Source organism: Rhizobium glycinendophyticum, from assembly GCF_006443685.1.
GTDB classification, from domain to species: Bacteria; Pseudomonadota; Alphaproteobacteria; order Rhizobiales; family Rhizobiaceae; genus Allorhizobium; species Allorhizobium glycinendophyticum.
In genome coordinates, this window is sequence record NZ_VFYP01000001.1 from 2,901,453 (window position 1) to 2,925,745 (window position 24,293).

Below are 24,293 nucleotides of genomic sequence, written 5' to 3' on the forward strand. Positions count from 1 at the left end.
AACTGGCGACAGCAAACAAATCATTGATTGCAGCAATCACAACCCCTAATATATTTCGGATGGGGAATGTGCATAATGCTGAAAGATGCTTTGGTAGCAATCGAAGTGACCGCAAAAACGATGGTCGCGTCGTACTGTGACTTCACCCAGTCATTGGGCCTAAGCCGGTGTCGAGAATCATGGATTTGGGAGACGGTAAAGGAATACCAAGTCCTGCTGGGCCTTCTCGTATCGGCAGCAAGTGTCGTTGCTTTGATTTGGGCAGAAAACAGAGCCAACAGACGTCATTACGAACTCGTCCGGAAACAAGACAATTCCACAAAATTGATTGTCCAGAGAGCTCTGACGCCTGCCTATGAAGAACTCTGCGAGATAGACGATTGGGCTGCGATACGAATACCTCAGATAATTAAAGATCTTACACAGGACGTGGATGCTTTTGATTACATCGTGAGGGGCACTATTGAAGCAGTTAGCCGGCAACAGTTCCGCGACGCTGAGAAGCTCTTAGACGGGAAGGCGGCAGCGGAATTAAGAAAACTTCGAAGTGCGGCGAATGAAGCGCGAGACGAAATCAGCGACATCTACAATAGCGCCCGAAAAGGTGAGAAAATGTCAGCTGATTTCCAGCAGCGAATGAATATCGTTACGCGAGAAATGGCAACTTCTCGAATTGAGGTCATTGCTGGGCTTGAGAGATTGGCTAAGGCCGAGAAGGTACAACTAATTCGGCCTGCGAACAAATTTAAGCAGTCGCATGATGTGGCGCTCGAAACTACAGGGGAGACAGGCTGAAGCTTGTTCTAATCAGCTGACGATCAGCTATCGCGCCGCCCAAACCAAACCCCGCCGCACAATCTCCCGCATCTGCGGCACCTCGAACTCCGTCGCCTGATGGCCGAGCGAGGAATAGAACACCCTGCCCTGCCCGTGGCGTCGCTTCCAGACGACCGGCATCACGTGGCCGTCGATCCAGGCATCGTGCTCGCCGGTAAAGGTGGTCGTCGCCAGCACCTCGTTATTCGGGTCGACATGCATGTAATACTGCTCGGAGCGATAAGGAAAATCGCCGATGCCGGAGACGAGCGGGTCCTCGGGCTTCACGATATTGACCGTGTAATCATAGATATTGCCGGGATGGGCGACCCACTGGCCGCCGATCATGTATTGATACTGGACGCAGTCGCGAAAGCTGTCGCCCGCCTGCCCGTGGAAGCCGCCGAGGCCGACGCCGCCGCGGATGGCAAGCTCCAGGTTCTCGATCTCCGGCTTTTCGATCTTGGTCATCGTCAGCATCGGCACGATGAGGCTGTAGTCGCGGATAGCAGGGTCGGCAAAAGCCTCCGTGCCCGGCTCGACGCGGACCGAAAAGCCCTCCGCCTCCAGCATGTCGGAGATGAGGGCGGCGCATTGTTCGGGCTGGTGCCCGTCCCAGCCGCCCCAGCAGATCAGAGCCTGACGCATGATGAAATCCTTCTTGAAATAACGAGAGGTCAGCGGCCGAGCAGGCCATCGACGAGGGAATCGGAGAGCGGCGCCGGGCGCTCGACACGGGTGGTGATCGCGACGGTTTCGCCCCGGTCCGAAGCCGTCTGAAAGGCCTCCATGACTTCAAGCACATGCAGCGCGAGATCCCCGTTCGCCCGGTGTGGACGATCCTCAATGATCGCATGCGCCATGTCGGCGAGCCCGAGCGAGCGCCAGTTGCCCTCGGCGTAAGGCAGGCTGACGGGCTTCCCCTGGGCTTCGCCAACGAGCGGCAAAAGGAAGAGGTCACCGCCGAAATGATTGGGATCGGGCACGATCAGGCTCGCCTCCGTGCCGTAGATCTCAAGCGGCGTGTGGCGATGGCCGGCGACGTCGAAGCTCATGGAGATCTGCACCACGGCGCCGTTGGCGAAGGACATCAGTCCCGTGACATGGGTCGGCACATGCACCGGGATCACCTCGCCCCGGCGCGGCTCGCTGCCGATCTTTCTCGTATCGCGCACCTTGGTGGCAAAACCCGCCACCTTCTCGACGGGCCCGAGCAGGTTGACCAGATCGGTGATGTAATACGGCCCCATGTCGAGCATCGGCCCGCCGCCGGCCTCGTAGTAGAAGTCAGGATTGGGATGCCATCGCTCGTGGCCGGGGCACATGAAGTAGGCCGTGCCGCCGATCGGCTGGCCGATCGCGCCATCATCGACCAGTGCGCGCGCCGTCTGATGCGCGCCGCCGAGAAACGTGTCGGGCGCCGAGCCGATGCGGAGCCCCAGAGCCCGCGCCACACTGGACAGGTGCAGCCCCTCGGCAAAGGTGACGCCAAGCGGCTTTTCCGAATAGACGTGTTTGCCGGCTTCCAGCGCCTTAAGCCCCACCGCCACATGCGCCTTCGGCACCGTCAGGTTGAGGATGATGCGGATCTCGGGATCGACATAGAGGTCCTCGATCGAGCGGACCGGAACGTTGAATTCCGCGGCCCGTGCTGCTGCCAGATCCGCATTGAGGTCGGCGACCCCGCAGACCTTCAATATGGGAAACTGCGGCAGGGTTTTCAGATAAGCGCTTGAAATATTGCCGCATCCGATGATGCCGATGCCGACTTGCTGCATGATGGCCGCGTCCTCTCTCCCTGGTCTCTTCTATGCGTCCTGGGACGAAGGTGACTGGATCACCTCTCCTCGCCGTCCCGGCGCAAGAGCCGCAGACTGGTCGCAAATGCGACGAAGGTCAACGCGCATTCGGGCACTTTTCCCGCAGAAGACGCAAGCCTTATCCTATCCCCTGGTCCAGGCCGCCCCCAATCCTGGGGAGGCCAGATCGGGGGTCCGATGGGAAAACCTTTCGTTAAATTTTAGTGAATACAATGACGGGCCAGTAGCGAGGTTTTGTCATGCGTACCGCTCTTTATTCCGCCCTCGGCGTCATGCTGATGCTGTCGGCCTGCGCCAAGCCGCCCTCCCAGACGCGCAACGCCTGCGCGATCTTCGAGCAGCGCGACGGCCTGTTCAACAACTGGCGTCGCGCCGCCGTCTCGGCCGAACGCGAATACGGCGTTCCCGTGCCGATCCTGATGGCGACGATCTATACGGAATCGAGCTTCCGTCATAATGCCAAGCCGCCGCGCAAATGGTATCTCGGCTTCATCCCCGGCAAGCGCGCGTCTTCGGCCTACGGTTATTCCCAGGCGCTCGACGGCACCTGGGACCGCTATCGCCAGGAGACCGGCCGCTGGGGCGCCCGCCGCACCGATTTCGCCGACGCCATCCGCTTCATCGGCTGGTATCACCGCGAGACGGCCGACAAGCTGAAGATCCAGCTCAACGACCCGTACAATCTCTACCTCGCCTATCACTCAGGGCTGACAGGCTATCTGCGCGGCGCCTACAAGAACCGCCCGGAAGCGTTGAAGGGGGCGAAGCGGTTCACCGAGATTACCTATACTTACGCCCGACAGCTGCAGCAGTGCCCGGGGTGAGGGTTTAAGTTCTTTGGGCGCCGGGTTGAAATTGGCCGGTCTGCGTTACCACCCTCTGTCGGCTACGCCGACATCTCCCCCTCAAGGGGGAGATTGCGGTTTGTCCTTGTGACCGCCTGACCAAATTGCGCCCTCGAACGGCACAATCGGTATCGAAGTGGATCTCAACCTCGACCTCAGTGGCAGCCAGATCCGCATCCCCAATCCAATCTCCCCCCTTGAGGGGGAGATGTCCGGCAGGACAGAGGGGAGTGCCCCGCAGAATTTCATTTCCAGCGACCTCCCCCAAACAAAAACCTCCCCGCCGAATCCGATGGGGAGGTTTGAACGACCGGAGCAGATCAAATCAGTTGGCGCTCTGGATCGCCGAGATCTGCCACAACGTGCCGGGACGGCGGACGAAGGTCCAGATCTCGACCGATTCCGAAGGCGTCTTCGGATCGCCCTCGACGACCGCATTGGTCTGACGATCGACCATGTAGTCGACGGCTTCGTAGCGCATCGCGACCGTCGCATATTCGGCCTTCTCTTCGGCCCAGCTCTCGGCAACGTCACCCTGCACGAGGTGAACGTCACGCACGACGTTCTTGACGCCCTTGGTGGCGTTTTCGCTCAGTTCTTCCGCCAGATAGGACATGGCCTCCGGCGTCGTGATCCGGCGCAGCGTGCCATAGTCCTCGGCCGCGAAAGCCGCCTGCATGTCCTTCAGCAACTGCTCGAAGCGCTCAAGGTCGCCCTGGGTGATACCGAGTTCGTCCGGCTGGCCGGGACGGGCCGCAGAAGCCGCTGCCACACCGCCGCTACCGATCTTCGGGATCTGGAAGCTGGAGCGGCCGGCATCGCCCTGGTTGTCGCGGGCAAGACCACCTATGCCAGGGAAACCACCGATGCCGGAATTGCTGCCGGCTCCCGCAGAGGCTGGTTGGCGATTGGCGAAGGCCCGCATGGCAAAACGCACCAGGAAGAAGATCAGCAGACCCTGAAGGAGCAGGCCGATCAAGCCGAAACCGCCGCCAAAGCCGGTGCCCATCAACATGCCGAACAGACCGCCGAGCAGCAGGCCGCCCATCAGGCCACCGGCAAGACCACCGAACAGGCCGCCCGGACGGTTGAACCCTTGTGTCGCTGTCTGGTTAGTGCCCGGCTGGGTCGCATTCGTGCGCGGCGTCATGGTGCGCTCGATCGGCGCTGCTGGTGCGGGCGCCGTGCGGGTGATCGACGGCTGGCTGAAGGTGCGCGTGCCCCGGCTGCCGAAGCCGCCACTGGCGCGACGCGCTTCGGCAAAGTCGACGGCCATCAGCGTCACCATCATCCCGAGCGCCAGCGCCGCAAAAAATTTTCCGTATTGTCGCATGGGGATCTCCCCTCCTCCTCGAACGGTCGTGGCCCAAAGGGCCTTGCAGCCCATATGGAGACCGCCCGACCTCTTTGGAAGGTCGAGCGATCAATTATTGATTGAAATTGAAGTGATCGCGTCAGGCTCTCAGCCAGAACTTGATGATCAGGCCGACGACCGTGATCGTGCCCACGCCCGCCGCCCAAAGGCCGACGAACCAAAGCAGTCGGCTGAGTGTCTCGCGCGTTTGCATCAGTGATAGCCCTCGTCAGGGTTGAGCTTCCCTCGGAAGACCCAATAGGCATAGGCAGTGTAGCACAGGATCATCGGCACCAGCACGACCGCTCCGACGAGCAGGAAGGACAGGCTTGAATCGGGGGCCGCCGCTTCCCAGATCGTCAGCGAGGTCGGCACGATATAGGGATAAAATGAAATCCCGATGCCGGCGTAACCGAGCACAAAAAGCCCCAGTGCCGCCACGAAAGGCTGCACATCGCGGCCATTGCGTAAGCCTGAAACGATCACCCACAGGCAACCGAGCACCATCAGCGGTACGATGAACGAGAAGACGATCGTCGGATAGCCGAACCAGCGATCGAGATAGGCCGGTTCCAGCCAGGGAGTCCAGAGGCTGAACACACCCATGGCGGCGACCGTGGCAAAGGCAAGCCGGAAGGCAAAAACCTTCGCCCGCTCAGCGATCTCGCCCTCCGTTTTCATCACGAGCCAGGTGGCTCCGAGCAGGCCATAACCAATCAACAGGGCAAGACCTGTGGCGATCGAGAACGGGGTCAGCCAGTCCCACCAGCCGCCGGAATAGGCGCGATCGGTGACGGGAATGCCCTGCACCAGCGCACCGAGTGCCACGCCCTGAAAGAATGCCGCAACCACCGACCCGCCGGTGAAGGCCCAGTTCCACAAGTGCTCCGCCCGCTTGGTGCGCCAGCGATATTCGAAAGCGACACCGCGGAAGATGAGCCCGAGCAGCATGAGGATGATCGGCGCATAGATTGCCGGCAGGATCGTCGCATAAGCAAGCGGGAAGACGGCGAGCAGCCCGCCGCCCCCGAGCACCAGCCAGGTCTCGTTGCCATCCCAGACCGGCGCCACCGAATTCATCATCAGGTCCTTCTCGTGCTTCTCCGGGAAGAAGGGGAAGAGGATGCCGATGCCGAGATCGAAGCCATCGAGAATGACATAGGCGAGCACGGCGAAGGCGATGATGCCGGCCCAGATGAAGGGAAGATCAATGGGCATGTTTGCCTCCATGGTGACCGGGTTGGGCGGCCGGCGTGATGCCGGACGAGCGGATCGGGCCATCATCGAGATCCGGCATCGGATCGCGCGGCAGACGGGCCATAAGACGCAAAATGTAGAAGGTGCCCGCACCGAAGACGACGAAATAGACCACGATGAAGGCAATCAACGAGGCGGCAACGGCCGGTGCCGCGATCGGGGAGATGGAGTCAGCCGTGAGCAGATGGCCATAGACCGTATAGGGCTGACGACCGACTTCGGTGGTGATCCAGCCGGCGAGCACCGCCACGAAACCGGACGGGCCCATGACGAGCGCCACGCGATGCAGCCAGTGGTTCTGCAACAGCGTGCCCTTCCAGCGACACCAGAGCGAGAACAGACCGACGCCGAGCATGGCAAAACCGATGGCCACCATGACGCGGAACGACCAGAAGACAATCGCAACCGGCGGCTCCTTGTCATCGGGAACCGTATCCAGGCCATCGAGCGGCGCGTTGAGGTCGTGCTTGAGGATCAGGCTCGACAGCTTGGGGATCTGGATCGCATAGTCGATCCGCTTTTCCTCGGTGTTCGGAATGCCGAACAGGATCAGCGGCGCGCCGCCGGGATGGCTGTCGAAATGGCCCTCCATGGCCATGACCTTGACCGGCTGGTGTTCCAGCGTGTTGAGCCCATGCGCATCGCCAGCGGCGATCTGGATCGGCGCGACGATTGCGGCCATCCACATCGCCATCGAGAACATCACGCCGGCGCGGCGGGGTGCCGTGCCGCGCAGCAGGTGCCAGGCGCCGACCGCACCGACCACGAAGGCGGTGGTCAAATAGGCGGCGATCACCATATGTGTGAGGCGGTAGGGGAAGGACGGATTGAAGACGATCTTCCACCAGTCGACTGGCACGAACTGCCCGACCTCGTTGATGGCGAAACCATCTGGCGTCTGCATCCAGGAATTGACCGAGAGGATCCAGGTCGCCGAGATCAGTGTTCCGATGGCGACCATGGCGGTGGCGAAGAAATGTAAGCCTGGGCCAACTTTCTGCCGACCGAAAAGCATCACACCGAGGAAGCCGGCTTCGAGGAAGAAGGCCGTCAGCACCTCATAGCCCATCAGCGGGCCGATCACCGGCCCAGCCTTGTCAGAGAAGACCGACCAGTTCGTGCCGAATTGATAGGACATCACAATCCCCGACACGACTCCCATCCCGAAGGCGACCGCGAAGATCGTCTTCCAGAAGTCGAAAAGCTCCAGATAAACCTTGTCCTTCTTCCATAGATAAAGGCCTTCGAGCACGGCCAGATAGCTCGCCAGACCGATGGAGAAAGCCGGGAAGATGATGTGGAAGGAAATCGTGAACGCGAACTGGATCCGCGCGAGGATCTGTGCGTCGAAGTTTTCGAACATGATGACTGCATCCTTCGTTTTCGACCCCGCAGCCAAACGGCGCTCGAGGTGACAGAAGTCAAGTATAGCCTTGTACCCCGCGTTCAATGCGACAAGCCGCCATGCGACGGTTCAACGCATCGATTGTTCCTTATATGGGCCCTGCCCATTGTCTCGGTTGTTCCACAAACAAAGACGGCGCGGGTTTGATCCCGCGCCGCAGCGTTTATTCGTCGCGATGGCCGCAGGGCCCCGCCGCTTAATCGACGTTGAATACCAGCGGCTTCGCCTGCTTGACCGCCGGGTTGGCGGTCAACTGGTCGAGCACGGCCTTCTCAACCGGACCGTCGACATAAAGGAGAGCGATCGCGTCGCCGCCTTCCTTGTCGCGACCGAGCTGGAAGTTCGCGATGTTGACCTTGGCATTGCCGAGCGTGGTGCCCATGAAGCCGATCATGCCGGGAACGTCAGTGTTCGAGATGTAGATCATGTTCTGACCGACATCCGCATCCATGTTGATGCCCTTGATCTGGATGAAGCGCGGCTTGCCATCCGAAAAGACCGTGCCGGCGACCGAGCGGGTCTGCTTATCGGTCGTGACCGTGAGCTTGATGTAACCGTCATAGACGCCGGTCTTGTCGCGCTTCACTTCGGCGACGATGACGCCCTTTTCCTTGATCATGATCGGAGCCGAGACCATGTTGACGTCGGCCACCTGCGGGCGGATCAGACCGGCCAGAAGTGCCGAAGTGAGCGCCTTGGTGTTCATGGTCGAGGTGACACCGTCATAGAGGATCTCGATTTCCTTGATCGGATCTTCGGTCATCTGGCCGGCAAACGAGCCGAGCACGTCGGCAAGACGGATGAACGGCTTCAGGATCGGCGCTTCCTCGGCCGTGATCGACGGCATATTGATGGCGTTCGAAACCGCACCCTTGACCAGATAATCCGACATCTGCTCGGCGACCTGCAGGGCGACGTTTTCCTGGGCTTCCGTGGTGGAAGCGCCGAGATGCGGCGTGCAGACGACATTGGGAAGGCCGAACAGCGGGCTTTCCTTGGCCGGTTCGACCTCGAAGACGTCGAAACCGGCACCAGCGACGTGGCCGGACTTGATCGCTTCGGCGAGTGCCGCCTCATCGACGAGACCACCACGGGCGCAGTTGATGATGCGCACGCCCGGCTTCGTCTTGGCGATGTTTTCCTTGCCCAGGATGCCGCGGGTCTTGTCGGTCATCGGCACATGCAGGGTGATGAAATCGGCGCGCGGCAGCAGCTCGTCGAGCTCGACCTTTTCGACGCCCATTTCCTGGGCGCGTTCGGCCGACAGGAAGGGGTCATAGGCAATCACATGCATGCCAAGGCCGATGGCCTTCTTGCAGACAATGCCGCCGATATTGCCGGCACCGATGACGCCGAGCGTCTTGCCGGTGATTTCGACACCCATGAACTTCGACTTCTCCCACTTGCCGGCCTGGGTCGAGGCATCCGCCTGCGGCAGCTGGCGGGCAACGGCAAACATCAGGGCAATCGCGTGTTCGGCCGTCGTGATCGAGTTGCCGAAGGGCGTGTTCATCACGATGATGCCGCGCTTGGAAGCAGCCGGGATATCGACATTGTCGACACCGATGCCCGCGCGGCCGATGACCTTGAGGTTGGTCGCCGCCGCGATCAGCTTTTCCGTTGCCTTGGTGGCGGAGCGGATGGCGAGACCATCATAATTGCCGATGATTTCGGCAAGCTTGTCCTTGTCCTTGCCGAGCTGCGGCTGGAAATCAACGTCTACGCCGCGATCACGGAAGATCTGGACGGCGGTTTCCGAGAGTTCGTCGGATACGAGAACGCGAGGTGCCATGACGAGGCCTCCTTCAGAGAGTTCGTTTGAAGAAAATGATGAGAATTGCGGGGCTCCGCCGGTCAGGCGGAGCCAAATTCGTCAAGGATCAGGCAGCCGCCTTGGCGACAGACGCCTTCTGCGTCTCATAGGCGAAGGAGAGCCACGGCATCAGCGCTTCCATGTCGGCGGTCTCGATCGTGGCACCGGCCCAGATGCGAAGGCCAGCCGGCGCATCGCGATAGGCGCCGATATCGAAGGCGACACCCTGTTTCTCGAGCGTGCTGGCAATGCCCTTGGCAAAGGCGGCCTGAGCGTCGGCATCAAGTGCTGTAACCTCAGGGTCGACGATCTTGACGCAAACCGAAGTGTTGGAGCGCGTCGCCGGATCAACGGCGAGATTGGCGATCCAGTCGTTCTTCTCGATGAAATCGAAGATGACCTTAGCATTGGCATCGGCTCGCGCGATCAGAGCTTCGAGGCCACCGATCGACTTCGCCCACTTGAGCGCATCGATATAGTCCTCGACGCAGAGCATGGAAGGCGTGTTGATCGTCTCGCCGACGAAGATGCCTTCGATCAGCTTGCCGCCCGAGGTCATGCGAAAAATCTTCGGCAGCGGCCAGGCCGGGACATAGGTCGTCAGACGCTCGACGGCGCGCGGGGAAAGGATGATCACGCCGTGACCGCCCTCGCCGCCCAGAACCTTCTGCCAGGAGAAGGTGGTGACATCGAGCTTGGAGAAGTCCATATCCTGCGCAAAGGCTGCCGAGGTGGCGTCGCAGATGGTGAGACCCTTGCGGTCGGCCGGAATGAAATCGGCATTGGCAACGCGGACGCCAGACGTGGTGCCGTTCCAGGTGAAGACGACGTCGCGGTCGAAATCGACCTGCGTCAGGTCCGGCAGAAGACCGTAATCGGCATTGAACTTGCGGACATCGGCGAGCTTCAGCTGCTTCACCACATCGGTGACCCAGCCGGCGCCGAAGCTTTCCCAGGAGAGCATGTCGACGCCGCGTTCACCGAGCAGCGACCACATGGCCATCTCGACGGCGCCCGTGTCGGAGGCCGGAACGATGCCGATGCGGTAGTCAGCGGGAACTTTCAGAATTTCGCGGGTGAGGTCGATGGCCAGCTTCAGCTTGTCCTTGCCGACCTTGGCACGGTGCGAACGACCGAGCGGGGCATCGGAGAGCGCATCGAGCGACCAACCGGGGCGCTTCGAGCAGGGGCCAGACGAAAAATGAGTGTTTGCCGGACGCGCGGCGGGGGCGATCACATCAGCCATATAGATACCCTTCCAGGTAATTAGCCTCTCGTTGGGGAGAGGTGTCCCGCCGTCGGAACTACTCTTGTCGCGTTTCCCCGTCAAGCGGGGTTGCGTCGCGATGAGCAAAATTTTTGTTCCGTCCGCGCCAGACCTGCAACGCCGGCGTCACTCGCTTGGCAGCCACCTGCACGACCGCTGTCATTAATCCGTCACGCAGGGAGCGCATCTCAAACTCCCGCTCACCCGATGCGCGCAACGACCACCTGCTGCGAGGGCTCAACCACCGATGTTTCCGCTGACCAGCCCCATTCCCGGCCTAGTATGGGCCTATCGCATCATCCCGGGCCTTCGCAGCGAGCGCTTACCGGCGGACTGCTCGGCACTGGACGTCCAGCCGGGCGATGACTTTATCTGGCTGCACCTCAACCTCGCCGACACGCGCCTGCCCGCTTTCCTGGAGCAGTTTCCCGGCCTGACGCAGCCTGTCCTCTCGGCGCTCACCACCCACGACACCCATGCAGCTTTGGCCATCGACGAGGGCCTGCTGTTCGGTACGCTCATCGATTTTCAACGGGAATTCGATGCCACGACCCGAGACATAGGCTGGCTGCATTTCGCACTCACGGATCGCTTCATCATCACCACACGGCTGCAGCCGATCCGCTCCGTCGATAAGGTACGCGCCGCCGTCGAGAAGAATGCCGCCCGCTATGCCACACCGCTCCAGCTCTTCGAAGTTCTGGTTGCGGAGTTCCAGCGCGGCCTGATCGCGGTGGTGCTGGAACTGACGGACGAATTGAATCAGATCGAGGATCTGGTCTATGGCAGCGAGTTACGCGACGAACGCCGACGCCTGACGCCCGTGCGCCGCCTGATCGTCAGGCTGCATCGCCATTTGCGCACCATGCTGCTGATCATGCGCCGTGCGTCCGCCACGGACGACGACGAGATACCCGACGGCGTCGAGGACAGCCTGATCCGCCTTTCGGGCCGGTTGGAAGCGGTCGACCAGGACGTTCAGGCGCTCGCCGATCGCGCGAGGCTTTTGCATGAAGAACTGGACTCTAAGCAAAGTGCAGAGACCAACCGGCATCTTTACATCTTGTCGCTAATGACCGCCCTGCTCCTGCCGCCGTCGCTGGTCACGGGTTTCTTCGGCATGAACACCACCAATCTCCCCCTCGCCGATGGGATGCACGGCACCGGATATGCATTCGCCTTCATCGTCATCTCGGTGATGCTGTCTTGGTGGGTACTCCGGCGAACCGGCATCCTCTGAGCATGAAAGCAGAAAGGGCTCCTTTTGGAGCCCTTTCATACGAGAGAGTTCTGCACGAGCAACCACGGCCGCCCGCTGCCCGGATCACTTGTAGACGATCGGCTGTGGCGGCGGCTCATAGGCGACGGGCTGTTCGCAACCGCCGAAGATGTAACGGGCGCCGGCATGGATGTCGTGGCTGTAGAAGCCCTTGTCATAGCCCGGGCCGCCGTTCGAAGCGTAGCCGAACATGTCACCACCGAGGGTGTGGCGGAAGCGGTAACCGACATCGGCCTTGACGTTGCAGGTAACGTCGATCGAGGCGCCGGCCATCAGCTGATAGGCGAAGCGCCAGCTGCCCTTCCCTTCATGCTCTTCCGAGTAGCAGCCGGCAGCATAAGGGTCGTCACAGATGGTGTTTCGCAGCTTGTCCCACTTCACGTAGGAACCGCCGATGCCGGCGCCGATGTACGGAGTGAAATAGGCATAGGAACCAAGGTCAACATAGGCGTTTGCCATCAGAGTGTAGGCGCGCATGGCGGCGACATCCGACGAGCTGCAGGCTACAAACGGGTTACCGACGCCGTCGCCGCAGGTGCCACTTGTCGAGCCCTTGAAATCGGACTTGAACATGTAGTCAAAGGTCAGATCGGTGCGCAGATAGCTGTTGACCTGGTAACCGACACCACCGCCTACGGTGAAATTGTCTTTGATCGATGCGGTGGTGAAATCGCTTAGGTCAGCGTTCGAGCCCTGAAAAAACTGCGCCCCGCGCAGCTTGTTGAAGCTGTAACCCAGATCGCCACGCAGGTACCATCCAGAAGCCTCGGAAACGGTGACTTCCGGAGCGTCGATATAGGGCTGCGGCTGCGGCTCGGGCTGATAAAGGTCGGCAGAATGGGCTGCCGAGCTTGCCAGCATGGCAACTGCAGCAACTGCAAGAATCATTTTGGTCATGACAGGAGACTCCAAAATCCCAGAGTTGTCTCATCAGGCCGTCTGCTGCCTGAGAATGTGAACTGCGACGGATAATGGAGAGGAAAAGTTAAGTTCGGATTAACTACGGGCGTTAACTATAGCCAACAAATATCGTGCGGACGCGATACTTCAAGCGGCAGTCTTCCCGACAGATATCGGGAGGATTTTGAAGTGAAAGCACCGGCGACCCTGCCTATCAGGGGCGTCGGTGCGCCGCATTTCAGGATCGCCATCTGCGATACTTACTCAGCTGCAACACCGATATCGGCGCGGTCGCGCAACTCGGCGAACAATTCGACCGAACGCAGCCGCGCAGTGAGATCGTGGATCGGCGTCGAGACGATGACCTCGTCTGGCGCCACTTCCGCCATCAGCGCATCGAGTTTGCGGGCTGCCGTATCGGGCGAACCGACGATGGCGTAACGCAACGTGTGTTCGACGCCGATCCGCTCGATCTCGGTCCAGAAGCCGTCCATGCTGTCGACAGGCCGCGGGAACGGCCGGCGCACATTGCGTCTCAGATTGACGAACTGCTGCTGTGCCGACGTAAAGAGGCGCGCTGCCTCCTGATCGGTCTCGGCGACAGCGGCCATCACACCCACCATCACATGCGGAGACTGCAACGCCTCTGACGGCTCGAAGCGCTGGCGATAGATTTCCACCGCCTCGCCCAGCTGGTCGGGCGCGAAATGCGACGCAAAGGCGTAAGGCAGGCCGAGCGCTGCGGCGAGATGCGCGCTGTAGAGGCTGGAGCCGAGCAGCCAGATCGGCACATTGCTGCGCATTCCCGGCACTGCCAGCAGTCCCTGATCCTCTGTCGGCTCGCCAAGCAGCCGCTGCAACTCGATGATATCATGCGGAAAACTTTCAACGCCGGCATCCATGTTGCGCCTCAAAGCGCGGGCGGTCCGCATGTCGGTGCCCGGTGCACGACCGAGGCCGAGATCGACGCGCCCCGGAAAGAGCGCCTCCAGCGTGCCGAACTGCTCGGCAATGACGAGCGGCGAATGATTGGGCAACATGATGCCGCCCGAGCCGATGCGGATGGTCGAGGTCCCTGCCCCGACATGGGCAATCACGATGGATGTCGCGGCACTCGCGATGCCAGGCATGCCGTGGTGCTCGGCCAGCCAGAACCGTTGATAACCGTTGGCTTCCGCCACTTGCGCCAGCCGTCTCGACGCATCCAGCGCATCGCGGACCGAATGGCCCTCGGCGATCGGCGAAAGGTCGAGAATGGAAAAGGGGATCATGGCATCAATCCTGTGCTGCGCTGTTCTGTGTCATGTAGTCAGCCGGGCGCGGTGACCCAAGAGGTGACGATAATAAATTATAACCACTTCTTATGTTTTCGCTTTGTTCACATTTCACTGGCACTGATCGGCCATTCTGAACTAGGGTCTCCCATGACTTCCACGATTCGCATCATCGGCATAGATCCGGGCCTGCGCCGCTGCGGCTGGGGCGTCATCGAGACGCTCGGCAACTCCCTGCGCTTCGTCGCCTCAGGCACCGTGACCTCTGACGGCGACATGGACCTTGCCTCGCGCCTGTGCCAGTTGCATGACGGCCTTTCCGAGGTCGTTCATGCCTATAAGCCGGACGAAGCAGCTGTCGAACAAACCTTCGTTAACAAGGACGCCGTTGCCACCCTGAAGCTCGGCCAGGCTCGCGGCATCGCCATGCTCGTCCCCGCCCGTGCCGGCCTGCGCGTTGCGGAATACGCGCCGAATGCCGTGAAGAAGGCAGTTATCGGCGTGGGTCACGGCGAAAAGGCGCAGATCCACATGATGCTGAAGATCCTGATGCCCAAGGCCGAATTCAAGGGCAACGACGCCGCCGACGCACTCGCAATCGCCATCTGCCACGCCCACAACCGCGGCGGGGAGCGCATGCGCAAGGTGCTGGCCTCCGCCTGATTTGTTCTTGACTTGTTCCACTTCCTCCCTTAAGTAATACCGAAGAGGTATTACCATGCGCGTCACAGAAAAAGGCCAAGTCACCATCCCTAAGGACATCCGCGATCGGCTCGACATCAAGCCGGGATCGAACGTCGATTTCGTTGTGGCTGAGGACGGCGTCATGCTGGTCAAGAACGGCGATACCAGCGATGCGTTCAAGGACTTCGACGCCTGGGCGAGAAGTGTCGAAGGGATTTTCGATACCAATGGCATGACCGCAAACGAATATGTCGATTGGCTGCGAGGACCGCGTGATGACCTCGACCATCATTGACACCACTGCGCTGATTGATGTGCTCGGGCCAGATAGTGCGACGCGGGCGTGGTCAGTCAGCGCAATGCGCCGCTGCTTTGAGGAGGGTCCGCTGGTGATCAACCCGGTAATATGGTCGGAGTTGGCTGCATCGCCGTTGAGCGAGCAACAGCTCAGCCAGGCGCTCGATTGGCTCGACTTGAAGAAAGAACCCTTGTCATACGAAGTAGCCTTCCGCGCAGGCAAGGCGCATCTGTTCTACCGACGGAACGGCGGGCAGCGCGAGCGCACATTGCCGGACTTCTTCATCGGTGCTCATGCCGCCGTGCGGTCTCATCGCCTTCTGACAAGAGATGCAGCGCGCTACCGCAGCTACTTCCCGGATATCGATATCATCTCCCCAGAAACCCATCCTCTTTAACGCGACGGACGCTTCCCATGATCGGCAAACTCAAAGGCACTATCGACGAGATCGGCGACGATTACGTGCTCGTCGACGTCCACGGCGTCTGCTACGTCGCCCATTGCTCGTCGCGTACCCTGTCGCGCATCGGCTCGGCCGGCGAAGCGGTCGTGCTGTTCATCGAGACCTATGTGCGCGAAGACCAGCTGAAACTCTTCGGCTTCATGAGCGCGCTGGAGCGCGAATGGTTCAACCTCCTGCAGAGCGTCCAGGGTGTCGGCGCCAAGGTGGCGCTCGCCGTACTCTCGACCCTCACGCCGTCGGAACTCGCCAACGCGATTGCCCTGCAGGACAAGGCCGCCATCTCCCGCGCCCCCGGCGTCGGCCCCAAGGTGGCGCTGCGCCTCGTCACCGAACTGAAGAACAAGGCCCCCGCCTTCGCCGGCGAAGCTGCAGCCAATATCGGCCTCAAGCAGGAACTCGGCGAAGGCGTCGCCTCCGCTCCTGTCGCCGATGCCGTCTCGGCGCTCACCAATCTCGGTTATTCCCGAGACCAGGCAGCCAATGCCATAGCCGCAGCGCTGAAGAATGGCGGCGAAGGGGTCGATAGCGCCAAGCTGATCCGGTTGGGGCTGAAGGAGCTATCGCGGTAGGAATTGGTCGATAGACGAAATACTGCTATGCTTCTCGTAAGAATTCTTTGACGAGGTAAGACATGGGTGCCTTTACCACGATGACCTCCAAAGGTCAGATCACGATCCCGAGCGAAGTGCGCGAAGAGCTGAAGCTCGAGCCGGGAACACGCTTCTATGTCTCTGCACGTAACGGTCAGGTCGTGGCGATCCCGAAAAACATCAGGCTCGCAGATTTGGCTGGCATCCTCGGCACTCCCCCGTCCGGCGTCAGCCTGTCCATCGAAGAGATGGACGAGGCTATAGCCAAGGCGGTGTCCGAAGACGACGAGCGGATCAAACGCGGATGGTCGGAGACGCAGGTGTGATTGGCATCGATACCAATATTCTGGTTCGATTTCTGGTTGACGACGACCCCACCCAGAACGCTTTGGCGCGCAGTTTCCTTTCAGCAAAAACGGCCGAGGACCCGGCCTATGTCAGTGCAATCGTCATCGCGGAAACCGTCTGGATCCTGCACAACACGATGAAATACCAGATGTCCACCGTGGTCGAGCTTCTTCAAAGCCTCCTAGCGGCAGATGGCCTCGTCATCGAATACACGGAAGAACTCGACGCCCTGCTGAGCACCGGCCAACCCCTGGCCGATCTGGCGGACCACCTGATCGCGTGGGCGGCAAAACGTGCGGGAGCCCGCACAACTCTGACCTTCGACAAACGCGCCGCCTCTCGCGTGCCCGGCATGGAACTTCTCGCATGATGACCAACAACCCCATCCTGACCCCGGAAAAGCGTGGCGAAGACCTGGACGCGGCACTGCGCCCGCAGACGCTCGACGACTTCACCGGCCAGGCGGAGGCGCGCGCCAATCTGAAGATCTTCATCGAGGCGGCGAAGAACCGCGGTGAGGCACTGGACCACGTACTCTTCGTCGGCCCGCCCGGCCTCGGCAAGACGACGCTCGCCCAGATCATGGCCAAAGAGCTCGGTGTCAACTTCCGCTCGACCTCCGGCCCGGTCATTGCCAAGGCCGGCGATCTCGCCGCACTTCTAACCAATCTCGAAGAGCGCGATGTGCTCTTCATCGACGAAATCCATCGCCTGAGCCCCGCCGTCGAGGAAATCCTCTATCCGGCCATGGAGGATTTCCAGCTCGACCTGATCATCGGTGAAGGCCCGGCCGCCCGCTCGGTGAAGATCGACCTGTCGAAATTCACCCTCGTTGCCGCCACCACCCGCCTTGGCCTGCTGACGACGCCGCTGCGCGACCGCTTCGGCATTCCCGTGCGGCTCAATTTTTACACCGTCGAAGAACTGGAATCGATCGTCCGCCGTGGCGCCCGCCTGTTGAACCTGCCGATGACGGAGGACGGCGCCCGCGAAGTCGCCCGCCGCGCCCGTGGCACGCCTCGCATCGCCGGCCGCCTGCTCCGCCGCGTCCGGGACTTCGCCGAAGTCGCCCGCGCCGAGGCTGTCACCCGCGAGATCGCCGACGAGGCGCTGACGCGCCTCAACGTCGACAATATGGGCCTCGACCAGCTCGACATGCGCTACCTCTCGATGATCGCCGTCAATTTCGGCGGCGGCCCGGTCGGCATCGAAACGATTGCCGCCGGTCTCTCCGAGCCACGCGACGCCATCGAGGACATTATCGAGCCCTACATGATCCAGCAGGGCTTCATTCAGCGCACCCCACGCGGCCGTGTTTTGACCGCAAACGCATGGAAGCATCTGGGAATGCAGCCACCCAAGGATCTGGAGGCGGCGCAATTCCGGCTGACGCTCGAGGACGACTGAATGATCACACGACGGGGACTATTGAAGCTCTTCGGAGCCGGGTTCCTGAGCCTGATCGCAACAGCAGCCTATCCCTTCACGGAGGTTTTCAGGCGCCCAGAAATACGCCGCTACGCCGTGACTCCGAAGAATTGGCCAACGGAATTGAAGCTGCGTGTGGCCGTGTTGGCGGACTTTCACGCCTGCGAACCGTGGATGAGTCGCTCTCGGATCGAGGACGTCTGCGCCATGGCGAATGCGCTGGACCCGGACATTTGCCTGCTTCTCGGGGACTATGCTGCGGGAACCAATGTCGTCAGCGACTACGTCGATGCGGTGGACTGGGCGGCCGCACTTGCTACCCTTCGAGCTCCGCTCGGCATCCATGCGATCCTCGGCAATCACGATTATTGGGAGGATCTTACCTTTCAGCGCGATCCCTCGGCAGGCAACATTGCCACCAGGGCCCTGCAGCAGGTGGGCATCGCGACCTACGTGAACGAGGCTGTGCGGCTGGAAAAGGATGGCCAGGCATTCTGGATAGCAGGCCTTGGCGATCAGATGGCCTTGAGGCCTGGCAAGCACTTCAACCGCAAGACCATGACCGGAATCGATGATCTGCCCTCCACTATGCGCATTGTAACCGACGACGCGCCCGTCATCCTGATGGCGCACGAACCCGATATCTTCCCTCAAGTCACCGAGCGCGTCGCCCTGACGCTCTGCGGCCATACACATGGTGGTCAGATCAATCTGTTCGGCTGGCATCCCGTCGCCGCATCGCGCGGCTCCTGGCGATACCCGGGCGGCCACTTTCATGAGCGAGACCGCCATCTCATCGTCTCGCGTGGTCTCGGCTGTTCGTTCCTGCCAATTCGCGTCGGTGTCAGACCGGAAATCCTCCTGCTAGAATTGGGTTCCGCCTGATGTCCAAACGCACCCTCATCACCATCAAGGACGGCAAGCGGCGCTTCAACCACCGCATCGCCGGCCTCGCCTTTCGCGATGGTCACGTCCTCGTCCACCGCGCCACCCACGAGACCTTCTGGACCTTTCCGGGCGGTCGGGCCGAGATCGGCGAGACGTCTACGGAGACGCTGATACGAGAGATGCAGGAGGAACTCGGCGTCGAGGCCGTCGTCGGCCCCCTCCTCTGGATCGTCGAGAATTTCTTCGACTACGAGGGCAAGGCGTGGCACGAACTCGGCTTTTACTACCGCATGGAGATCCCGGATCACTTCCCCTTCCATACCTCTGACATCGTCCACCGCAACGAGGACGGCAAGAACAGCCTCGAATTCAAATGGGTACCGGCAACGCGGCAAGCCCTGACCGCGCTCGATATCCCGCCTTATTTCATCGCCGACGAAATCGAGACCCTGCCGACCGCGCCGAAGCACATTGTCTGGCACGACGGAGACCTGGATACGCCATGACCAATGCCCTCCGGTTCATTCGCAAGCTCGCTTTTGCCAATATGCTGGCCAACGACCGGCTGCACGAGGCGGTTTCCGCCCTTAAGCCCGGCGAATTCGAGGCGCCGCGAACCGGCTTCTTTCCGTCGCTGGTCGCAACCCTCAATCACATCCTGATCATCGACTGGTTCTACATCGACGCCCTGGAGGGTGGCGACCTTGGCCCGAGAGCCTGGCAGAACGCGGTGCCATACTCCGACGCAGCCGAACTCCGGGCCGCGCAATTGGCATCCGACCGTCGCCTGTTGACCTTGTGCCGAAAGCTTGGGGACGAAGATCTCGGACGGCCGACCCGCGTCCACCGCACGGGCCGCATTCAGGTGGAGCGCACGGACGACGTGCTCTCCCATCTCTTCCAGCATCAGACCCATCATCGCGGCCAGGCGCATGCCATGCTGTCCGGCACCAGCGTCAAGCCGCCGCAACTGGACGAATTCATCGTCGCTGATGATGCGGCGAGCCGCGTCGACGTGATGGAGAGGTTGGGGTTGACGGAAGCAGACGTGATGGATCTGGACAGGTGAGACCGTGATGCGCTAGCGAGCGCAGCACGTGAAGCCCTTGTCCCCTCGGCAGTCGATCGAGGGGAGGAGCCGTTGAGACTTTCGCCGCCGGAGAATGCCATGACATCCCTATCCATTTCCCTCTCCGGCGAAATCACTGACGGCGTGCATTCCCTCACACAGCGCGTCTACTACGAAGACACCGACTTTTCCGGCGCCGTCTATCACGCCCGCTATCTGCATTTCATGGAGCGCGCCCGAACCGATTATCTGCGCTGCCTCGGCGTCGAGCAGTCGGCGCTGTTCGAGAGTTCGGATGAAGGCCTCGCCTTCATGGTTCATCGCATGGAAATCGACTTCAAGGCCCCGGCCCGCATGGACGACGTCATCACCGTCCGCACCCGCACCGAAAAGGCCGGTGGTGCCAAGATGGTGTTGCAGCAGGAGATCGTGCGCGATGACCGGCTGCTGATCGCTGCCAAAGTCGTCATCGCTGTGGTCAATCGGTACGGGCGTCCCCGCCGCCTGCCCGAATCCCTCGCCGCGCAGTTTCTCGGCGAAAGCTGACAAGCCCGTGATCGACCCCGAAAGTAACGCCTTCTTAACCATAATAGGGTCTTACTCCGGAGTGGGAGTTTGTGCACCGCACGCCTTCCTTTGACCAAATTTTCAGCCCAGAAGGCATTCTGGGAGCTTAGGCGGGATAGGGATGTCGGCGGCAGCGACCGCATTCTTCCAGCAGCACAGCTCATGTCGCCGCCCGGTCCTCTCACCGGGCGTTTGGATTTCGGGGATTTTTAGGCGATGGAACAAGTTGGAATGGCAGCAGCGACCCACGACGTAAGCTTGTGGGGACTGTTCATGCAGGCAGGCCTGATCGTCAAGCTGGTCATGCTCGGCCTCTTGGCCGCCTCGGTCTGGACCTGGGCGATCGTCATCGACAAATATCTGAGCTATGCCCGTGCGCGCCGCCAGTTCGACCAGTTCGAACAGGTCTTCTGGTCCGGTCAGTCGCTGGAAGAGCTTTACCGCACACTCGCCGAGCGCAACAACACCGGCCTTGCCGCCATGTTCGTCGCCGCCATGCGCGAGTGGAAGAAGAGTTTTGAGCGCGGCGCCCGCTCGCCGATCGGCCTGCAGATGCGTATCGACCGCGCCATGGACGTGACCATGGCCCGTGAGTCCGAGACACTGGAAGGTCGCCTCTCCTCGCTCGCCACCATCGGCTCTGCCGCGCCATTCATTGGCCTGTTCGGTACCGTCATCGGTATCATGACCTCGTTCCAGGCGATTGCCGGTTCGAAGAACACCAGCCTCGCCGTCGTCGCCCCCGGTATCGCCGAAGCACTGCTCGCGACCGCGATCGGCCTCGTTGCCGCTATCCCCGCGGTCATCGCCTACAACAAGTTTTCCGGCGAAGCCGGCAAGCTGACGGCCCGCATGGAAGGCTTCGCCGACGAATTCTCGGCCATCCTCTCGCGCCAGATCGACGAGAAGCTGCAGCCCCGCCAGGCGGCGCAATAAGGCCTCGACAGCAGGAGATTAGCGCATGGGTATGTCGGTCGGTTCAGGTGGAGGAGGCGGAGGCCGTCGCGGACGTCGCAGCGGCAAGCGCGCCCTCGTCAGCGAAATCAACGTCACCCCGATGGTCGACGTCATGCTGGTGCTTCTGATCATTTTCATGGTCGCAGCGCCGATGATGACGGTTGGCGTTCCCATCGACCTGCCGCAGACGCAGGCCAAGGCGATGAACAGCGAAACCCAGCCGATCACCGTCTCGGTCAATCCGAAGGGCGAGATCTATCTGCAGGAAACGGCGATCCCCATCGACGAGGTCGTGCCCAAGCTGCAGGCGATCGCCACCACCGGCTACAACGAACGCATCTACGTGCGCGCCGATACCGCCGCCACCTATGGCATTGTCATGCAGGTCATGGCGCGGATCTCGGCCGCCGGTTTCACCAATATCGGTCTCGTGACCCTACAGGAACAGCAGAACTGATCGGACGACATGAAGGGCAGCCTCTTCACATCCTCGTTTCTGCATGGACTGGCGCTCGTAGCGACGCTGGTGAGCCTCGGCTCGCCTGAAAAGCTGGAAGTGGTCAACATGGAATCGCTTCCGGTCGACATCGTGCCGATCGAGGAGTTCACCCAGATCCAGCAGGGCGACAAGAAAGCCCCGCCCGCCGAAAAATCCGCGCCCGTTCCGACCAAAAAGCCGCCGATTGCCCAGCCCGCCGAAAACTTCGGCGACAATGAAGTCGACCTGAAATCGCCGCCGACGCCGTCGCAGCGTCCCGTGGAGCAGGAAGTCGCTGCCGCCCCGGAAAAGGTCGAGACCCCGGTGCCGGAGCCCGATCCCGAGGTCAACGACGTCAAGGAAATCGTCAAGGAAGAGACGGCGCCGCCACCGGAGCCGAAACCCGCCGAGCCGACGCCGCCGGAAGAGACCAAGCCGCCCGAACCCGCGCCCGCCGAGCAGGCCGCTGCCGAGGAAATCCCACTTCCCGAACAGGCGCCGATCCCGGCCGCCCGTCCGCAGCCGGAAGTCGCCAAGCCCGCCGAGAAAAAGCCGGAGCCGAAGTCGACGCCGAAGAAGGACGCCAAGCAGGATACCAAGACGCAGGAAACCGCCAAGTCGAAGCAGCAGATGGAAAGCGATTTCAACGCTGACGAAGTGGCCGCCCTGCTCAACAAGACGGATGCGGCCGGTGGCGGCGCCAAGCGCTCGACCGACAAGGCAGCACTTGGCGGCAAGACCAATACCGGTGGCTCCAAGCTCAGCCAGAGCGAACTCGATGCCCTGCGCGGCATCATTCAGAACAACTGGCTGATCACCCCGGGCATGGCCGATGCCGCCGACGTGCGCATCCGCGTCACCTTCCGCCTGGACGAAAACGGCGAACTGGTCGGTGAACCGGAGGCAAGCGCCACCGGTGGCTCCCCCAGCGCTCAACAGGTCCTCATGAGCGGCGCCGTGCGTGCCGTTCGCAAATCCGCCCCGTTCACCAATCTGCCGCGGGACAAATACGACGCTTGGTCTGAAGTTGTCGTCAATTTCGACCCCAGCGAACTGATGTAAGAGCTGAAAGGCTTCGAGAGCATGAAAAACGCATTCCTCCGACTTCTGCTGGTCTGTGCCGGCCTGGCCGGTGCCTTCGTTTCCCCCGCGAACGCAGCCGTGGAAATCAATATCAATCGTGGCAACGTCCAGCCGCTGCCGATCGCCATCACCGACTTCATCTCGGGCGACGGCATCGGTGCGCAGATCTCGGCCGTGGTCGAGGCCGACCTGAAGCGATCCGGCCTGTTCGCCCCGATCAACCGCCAGGCCTTCATCGAGAAGATCTCCAATCCCGACCAGCCGCCGCGCTTCGAGGACTGGAAGGTTATCAAGGCAGACGCGCTTGTCGTCGGCCGCATCACCCGCGAGGCCGATGGCCGGCTGCGCGCCGAATTCCGCCTGTGGGACACCTTCGGCGGCCAGCAGATGACCGGCCAGCAGTTCTTCACCGACCCGAAGAACTGGCGCCGCGTGGCCCACATCATCGCCGACGCCATCTACGAGCGCATCACCGGCGAAAAGGGCTATTTCGACACCCGCGTCGTCTTCGTCTCCGAAAGCGGCCCGAAGACGGACCGCAAGCGCCAGTTGGCGATCATGGACCAGGACGGTGAAAACGTCCGCATGCTGACCAACAGCAAGGACATCGTTCTGACCCCGCGTTTCTCCCCGAGCCGCCAGGAAATCACCTACATGTCCTTCGAGGGCGACCAGCCCCGCGTCTACCTGCTCCAGCTGGAGACCGGTGGCCGTGAAGTTGTCGGCAATTTCCCAGGTATGACGTTTGCCCCCCGCTTCTCGCCCGATGGCCAGCGTGTCATCATGAGCCTGCAGCAGGATGGCAATGCTAATATCTACACCATGGACCTGCGCTCCCGCACGACCACCCGCCTGACTTCGACCGCCGCGATCGACACCTCGCCCTCCTACTCTCCGGATGGTAGCCAGATCGTGTTCGAAAGTGACCGTGGCGGCCGCCAGCAGCTCTATGTCATGGGTGCCGACGGCTCCGGCCAGCGCCGCATCTCCTTCGGCGATGGCTCCTACTCGACCCCGGTCTGGTCTCCGCGCGGTGACCTGATCGCCTTCACCAAGCAGTCGGGCGGCAAGTTCTCGATCGGCGTGATGAAGACCGACGGCTCGGGCGAACGCATCCTGACCACCGGCTTCCACAACGAAGGCCCGACCTGGGCACCGAACGGCCGCGTGTTGATGTTCTTCCGCCAGAATGCCGGCGCCGGTGGCCCGCAACTCTACTCGATCGACCTCTCCGGTTACAACGAGCAGCTGGTCAAGACGCCCTCCTTTGCATCCGACCCGGCCTGGTCGCCGTTGATGGAATAGCACTGACTGAAAAGAGGCGCGAAAGCGCCTCTTTTTCGCCGTAAACTCAAGCAAATCGAGCGTCATCCCATTCGAATTGTCGATTTGTTAACCATGATTGTTGGA

General features: G+C 61.3%; 27 protein-coding genes. 18 read left to right on the plus strand and 9 right to left on the minus strand.

The window, feature by feature from the left end:
• Nucleotides 1-75 precede the first annotated feature (75 nt).
• Nucleotides 76-795: a hypothetical protein gene (locus FJQ55_RS14220; protein ID WP_140828844.1), complete on the plus strand. Its 720-nt coding sequence runs from the start codon at nt 76-78 to the stop codon at nt 793-795.
• A gap of 27 nt (nt 796-822) precedes the next feature.
• On the opposite strand, the gene FJQ55_RS14225 is transcribed toward FJQ55_RS14220, so the two are convergent.
• Together FJQ55_RS14225 and FJQ55_RS14230 are read right to left on the minus strand one after the other, a co-directional pair.
• Complete coding sequence (locus FJQ55_RS14225) at nt 823-1,464, minus strand: ThuA domain-containing protein (protein ID WP_140828846.1); 642 nt, start codon at nt 1,462-1,464, stop codon at nt 823-825.
• A 29-nt stretch (nt 1,465-1,493) separates the two neighbouring features.
• A complete protein-coding gene (locus FJQ55_RS14230) occupies nt 1,494-2,594 on the minus strand; it encodes a Gfo/Idh/MocA family protein (protein WP_140828848.1) in 1,101 nt (366 codons plus the stop codon).
• A 281-nt stretch (nt 2,595-2,875) separates the two neighbouring features.
• Here FJQ55_RS14230 and FJQ55_RS14235 point away from each other — a divergent pair, with 281 nt between their 5' ends.
• Nucleotides 2,876-3,460, plus strand: a complete 585-nt coding sequence (locus tag FJQ55_RS14235) for a transglycosylase SLT domain-containing protein (protein ID WP_140828850.1) — start codon at nt 2,876-2,878, stop codon at nt 3,458-3,460.
• A 346-nt stretch (nt 3,461-3,806) separates the two neighbouring features.
• Here the strand turns inward: FJQ55_RS14235 and FJQ55_RS14245 are convergent, their stop codons facing one another.
• From FJQ55_RS14245 to FJQ55_RS14265, 5 genes are all read right to left on the minus strand, one after another.
• On the minus strand, nt 3,807-4,814 hold the full coding sequence (locus tag FJQ55_RS14245; protein WP_140828852.1) for a TIM44-like domain-containing protein: 1,008 nt from the start codon (nt 4,812-4,814) through the stop codon (nt 3,807-3,809).
• Between the two features lie 234 nt (nt 4,815-5,048).
• On the minus strand, nt 5,049-6,053 hold the full coding sequence (gene cydB, locus FJQ55_RS14250) for a cytochrome d ubiquinol oxidase subunit II (RefSeq protein ID WP_140828855.1): 1,005 nt from the start codon (nt 6,051-6,053) through the stop codon (nt 5,049-5,051).
• The gene (locus tag FJQ55_RS14255; protein WP_140828857.1) at nt 6,043-7,455 is read right to left on the minus strand and encodes a cytochrome ubiquinol oxidase subunit I; all 1,413 of its coding nucleotides are present in this window, start codon (nt 7,453-7,455) and stop codon (nt 6,043-6,045) included. Before FJQ55_RS14255 ends, cydB begins: the two co-directional genes overlap by 11 nt.
• Nucleotides 7,456-7,693: 238 nt before the next feature.
• On the minus strand, nt 7,694-9,289 hold the full coding sequence (gene serA / locus FJQ55_RS14260; RefSeq protein ID WP_140828859.1) for a phosphoglycerate dehydrogenase: 1,596 nt from the start codon (nt 9,287-9,289) through the stop codon (nt 7,694-7,696).
• A gap of 88 nt (nt 9,290-9,377) precedes the next feature.
• The gene (locus FJQ55_RS14265; RefSeq protein ID WP_140828861.1) at nt 9,378-10,556 is read right to left on the minus strand and encodes a phosphoserine transaminase; all 1,179 of its coding nucleotides are present in this window, start codon (nt 10,554-10,556) and stop codon (nt 9,378-9,380) included.
• A 268-nt stretch (nt 10,557-10,824) separates the two neighbouring features.
• Here FJQ55_RS14265 and FJQ55_RS14270 point away from each other — a divergent pair, with 268 nt between their 5' ends.
• Nucleotides 10,825-11,817: a transporter gene (locus FJQ55_RS14270; protein WP_140828864.1), complete on the plus strand. Its 993-nt coding sequence runs from the start codon at nt 10,825-10,827 to the stop codon at nt 11,815-11,817.
• An 84-nt stretch (nt 11,818-11,901) separates the two neighbouring features.
• Here the strand turns inward: FJQ55_RS14270 and FJQ55_RS14275 are convergent, their stop codons facing one another.
• Nucleotides 11,902-12,753, minus strand: a complete 852-nt coding sequence (locus tag FJQ55_RS14275) for an outer membrane protein (protein WP_140828866.1) — start codon at nt 12,751-12,753, stop codon at nt 11,902-11,904.
• A 263-nt stretch (nt 12,754-13,016) separates the two neighbouring features.
• Nucleotides 13,017-14,027 (minus strand): LLM class flavin-dependent oxidoreductase, encoded by a 1,011-nt coding sequence (locus FJQ55_RS14280; protein ID WP_140828868.1) that lies wholly within the window; start codon nt 14,025-14,027, stop codon nt 13,017-13,019.
• A gap of 153 nt (nt 14,028-14,180) precedes the next feature.
• Between FJQ55_RS14280 and ruvC the strand changes: the two genes are divergently transcribed.
• The 15 genes from ruvC (at nt 14,181) to tolB (ending at nt 24,188) form a co-directional block, all read left to right on the plus strand.
• Nucleotides 14,181-14,693: a crossover junction endodeoxyribonuclease RuvC gene (gene ruvC, locus FJQ55_RS14285; RefSeq protein ID WP_140828870.1), complete on the plus strand. Its 513-nt coding sequence runs from the start codon at nt 14,181-14,183 to the stop codon at nt 14,691-14,693.
• Nucleotides 14,694-14,748: 55 nt separating this feature from the next.
• The gene (locus FJQ55_RS14290) at nt 14,749-15,009 is read left to right on the plus strand and encodes an AbrB/MazE/SpoVT family DNA-binding domain-containing protein (RefSeq protein WP_140828872.1); all 261 of its coding nucleotides are present in this window, start codon (nt 14,749-14,751) and stop codon (nt 15,007-15,009) included.
• A complete protein-coding gene (locus tag FJQ55_RS14295; protein WP_140828875.1) occupies nt 14,990-15,409 on the plus strand; it encodes a type II toxin-antitoxin system VapC family toxin in 420 nt (139 codons plus the stop codon). The genes FJQ55_RS14290 and FJQ55_RS14295 overlap by 20 nt, the downstream gene beginning before the upstream one ends.
• Nucleotides 15,410-15,426: 17 nt before the next feature.
• Nucleotides 15,427-16,044 (plus strand): Holliday junction branch migration protein RuvA, encoded by a 618-nt coding sequence (gene ruvA / locus FJQ55_RS14300; RefSeq protein ID WP_140828877.1) that lies wholly within the window; start codon nt 15,427-15,429, stop codon nt 16,042-16,044.
• A 62-nt stretch (nt 16,045-16,106) separates the two neighbouring features.
• The gene (locus FJQ55_RS14305; RefSeq protein ID WP_140828879.1) at nt 16,107-16,391 is read left to right on the plus strand and encodes an AbrB/MazE/SpoVT family DNA-binding domain-containing protein; all 285 of its coding nucleotides are present in this window, start codon (nt 16,107-16,109) and stop codon (nt 16,389-16,391) included.
• A complete protein-coding gene (locus FJQ55_RS14310) occupies nt 16,388-16,783 on the plus strand; it encodes a PIN domain-containing protein (protein WP_062279865.1) in 396 nt (131 codons plus the stop codon). The genes FJQ55_RS14305 and FJQ55_RS14310 overlap by 4 nt, the downstream gene beginning before the upstream one ends.
• Complete coding sequence (gene ruvB / locus FJQ55_RS14315) at nt 16,780-17,820, plus strand: Holliday junction branch migration DNA helicase RuvB (RefSeq protein ID WP_110791760.1); 1,041 nt, start codon at nt 16,780-16,782, stop codon at nt 17,818-17,820. The genes FJQ55_RS14310 and ruvB overlap by 4 nt, the downstream gene beginning before the upstream one ends.
• Nucleotides 17,821-18,726 (plus strand): metallophosphoesterase, encoded by a 906-nt coding sequence (locus tag FJQ55_RS14320; RefSeq protein WP_140828882.1) that lies wholly within the window; start codon nt 17,821-17,823, stop codon nt 18,724-18,726.
• On the plus strand, nt 18,726-19,235 hold the full coding sequence (locus tag FJQ55_RS14325; protein ID WP_140828884.1) for an NUDIX hydrolase: 510 nt from the start codon (nt 18,726-18,728) through the stop codon (nt 19,233-19,235). The genes FJQ55_RS14320 and FJQ55_RS14325 overlap by 1 nt, the downstream gene beginning before the upstream one ends.
• A complete protein-coding gene (locus tag FJQ55_RS14330; protein WP_140828886.1) occupies nt 19,232-19,798 on the plus strand; it encodes a DinB family protein in 567 nt (188 codons plus the stop codon). Before FJQ55_RS14325 ends, FJQ55_RS14330 begins: the two co-directional genes overlap by 4 nt.
• A 99-nt stretch (nt 19,799-19,897) precedes the next feature.
• A complete protein-coding gene (gene ybgC / locus FJQ55_RS14335) occupies nt 19,898-20,344 on the plus strand; it encodes a tol-pal system-associated acyl-CoA thioesterase (RefSeq protein WP_140828888.1) in 447 nt (148 codons plus the stop codon).
• 237 nt (nt 20,345-20,581) lie between these two features.
• Nucleotides 20,582-21,301 carry a protein TolQ gene (gene tolQ / locus FJQ55_RS14340; protein WP_140828890.1) on the plus strand — a complete coding sequence of 240 codons (720 nt, stop codon included), beginning with the start codon at nt 20,582-20,584 and terminating at the stop codon, nt 21,299-21,301.
• Nucleotides 21,302-21,326: 25 nt separating this feature from the next.
• Nucleotides 21,327-21,779 (plus strand): protein TolR, encoded by a 453-nt coding sequence (gene tolR, locus FJQ55_RS14345; protein WP_113376311.1) that lies wholly within the window; start codon nt 21,327-21,329, stop codon nt 21,777-21,779.
• A 9-nt stretch (nt 21,780-21,788) separates the two neighbouring features.
• Complete coding sequence (locus FJQ55_RS14350) at nt 21,789-22,862, plus strand: hypothetical protein (RefSeq protein WP_140828893.1); 1,074 nt, start codon at nt 21,789-21,791, stop codon at nt 22,860-22,862.
• Nucleotides 22,863-22,883: 21 nt separating this feature from the next.
• Entirely contained in the window at nt 22,884-24,188 is a 1,305-nt protein-coding gene (tolB, locus tag FJQ55_RS14355) for a Tol-Pal system beta propeller repeat protein TolB (protein WP_140828895.1), read from the plus strand.
• Nucleotides 24,189-24,293: the final 105 nt, after the last annotated feature.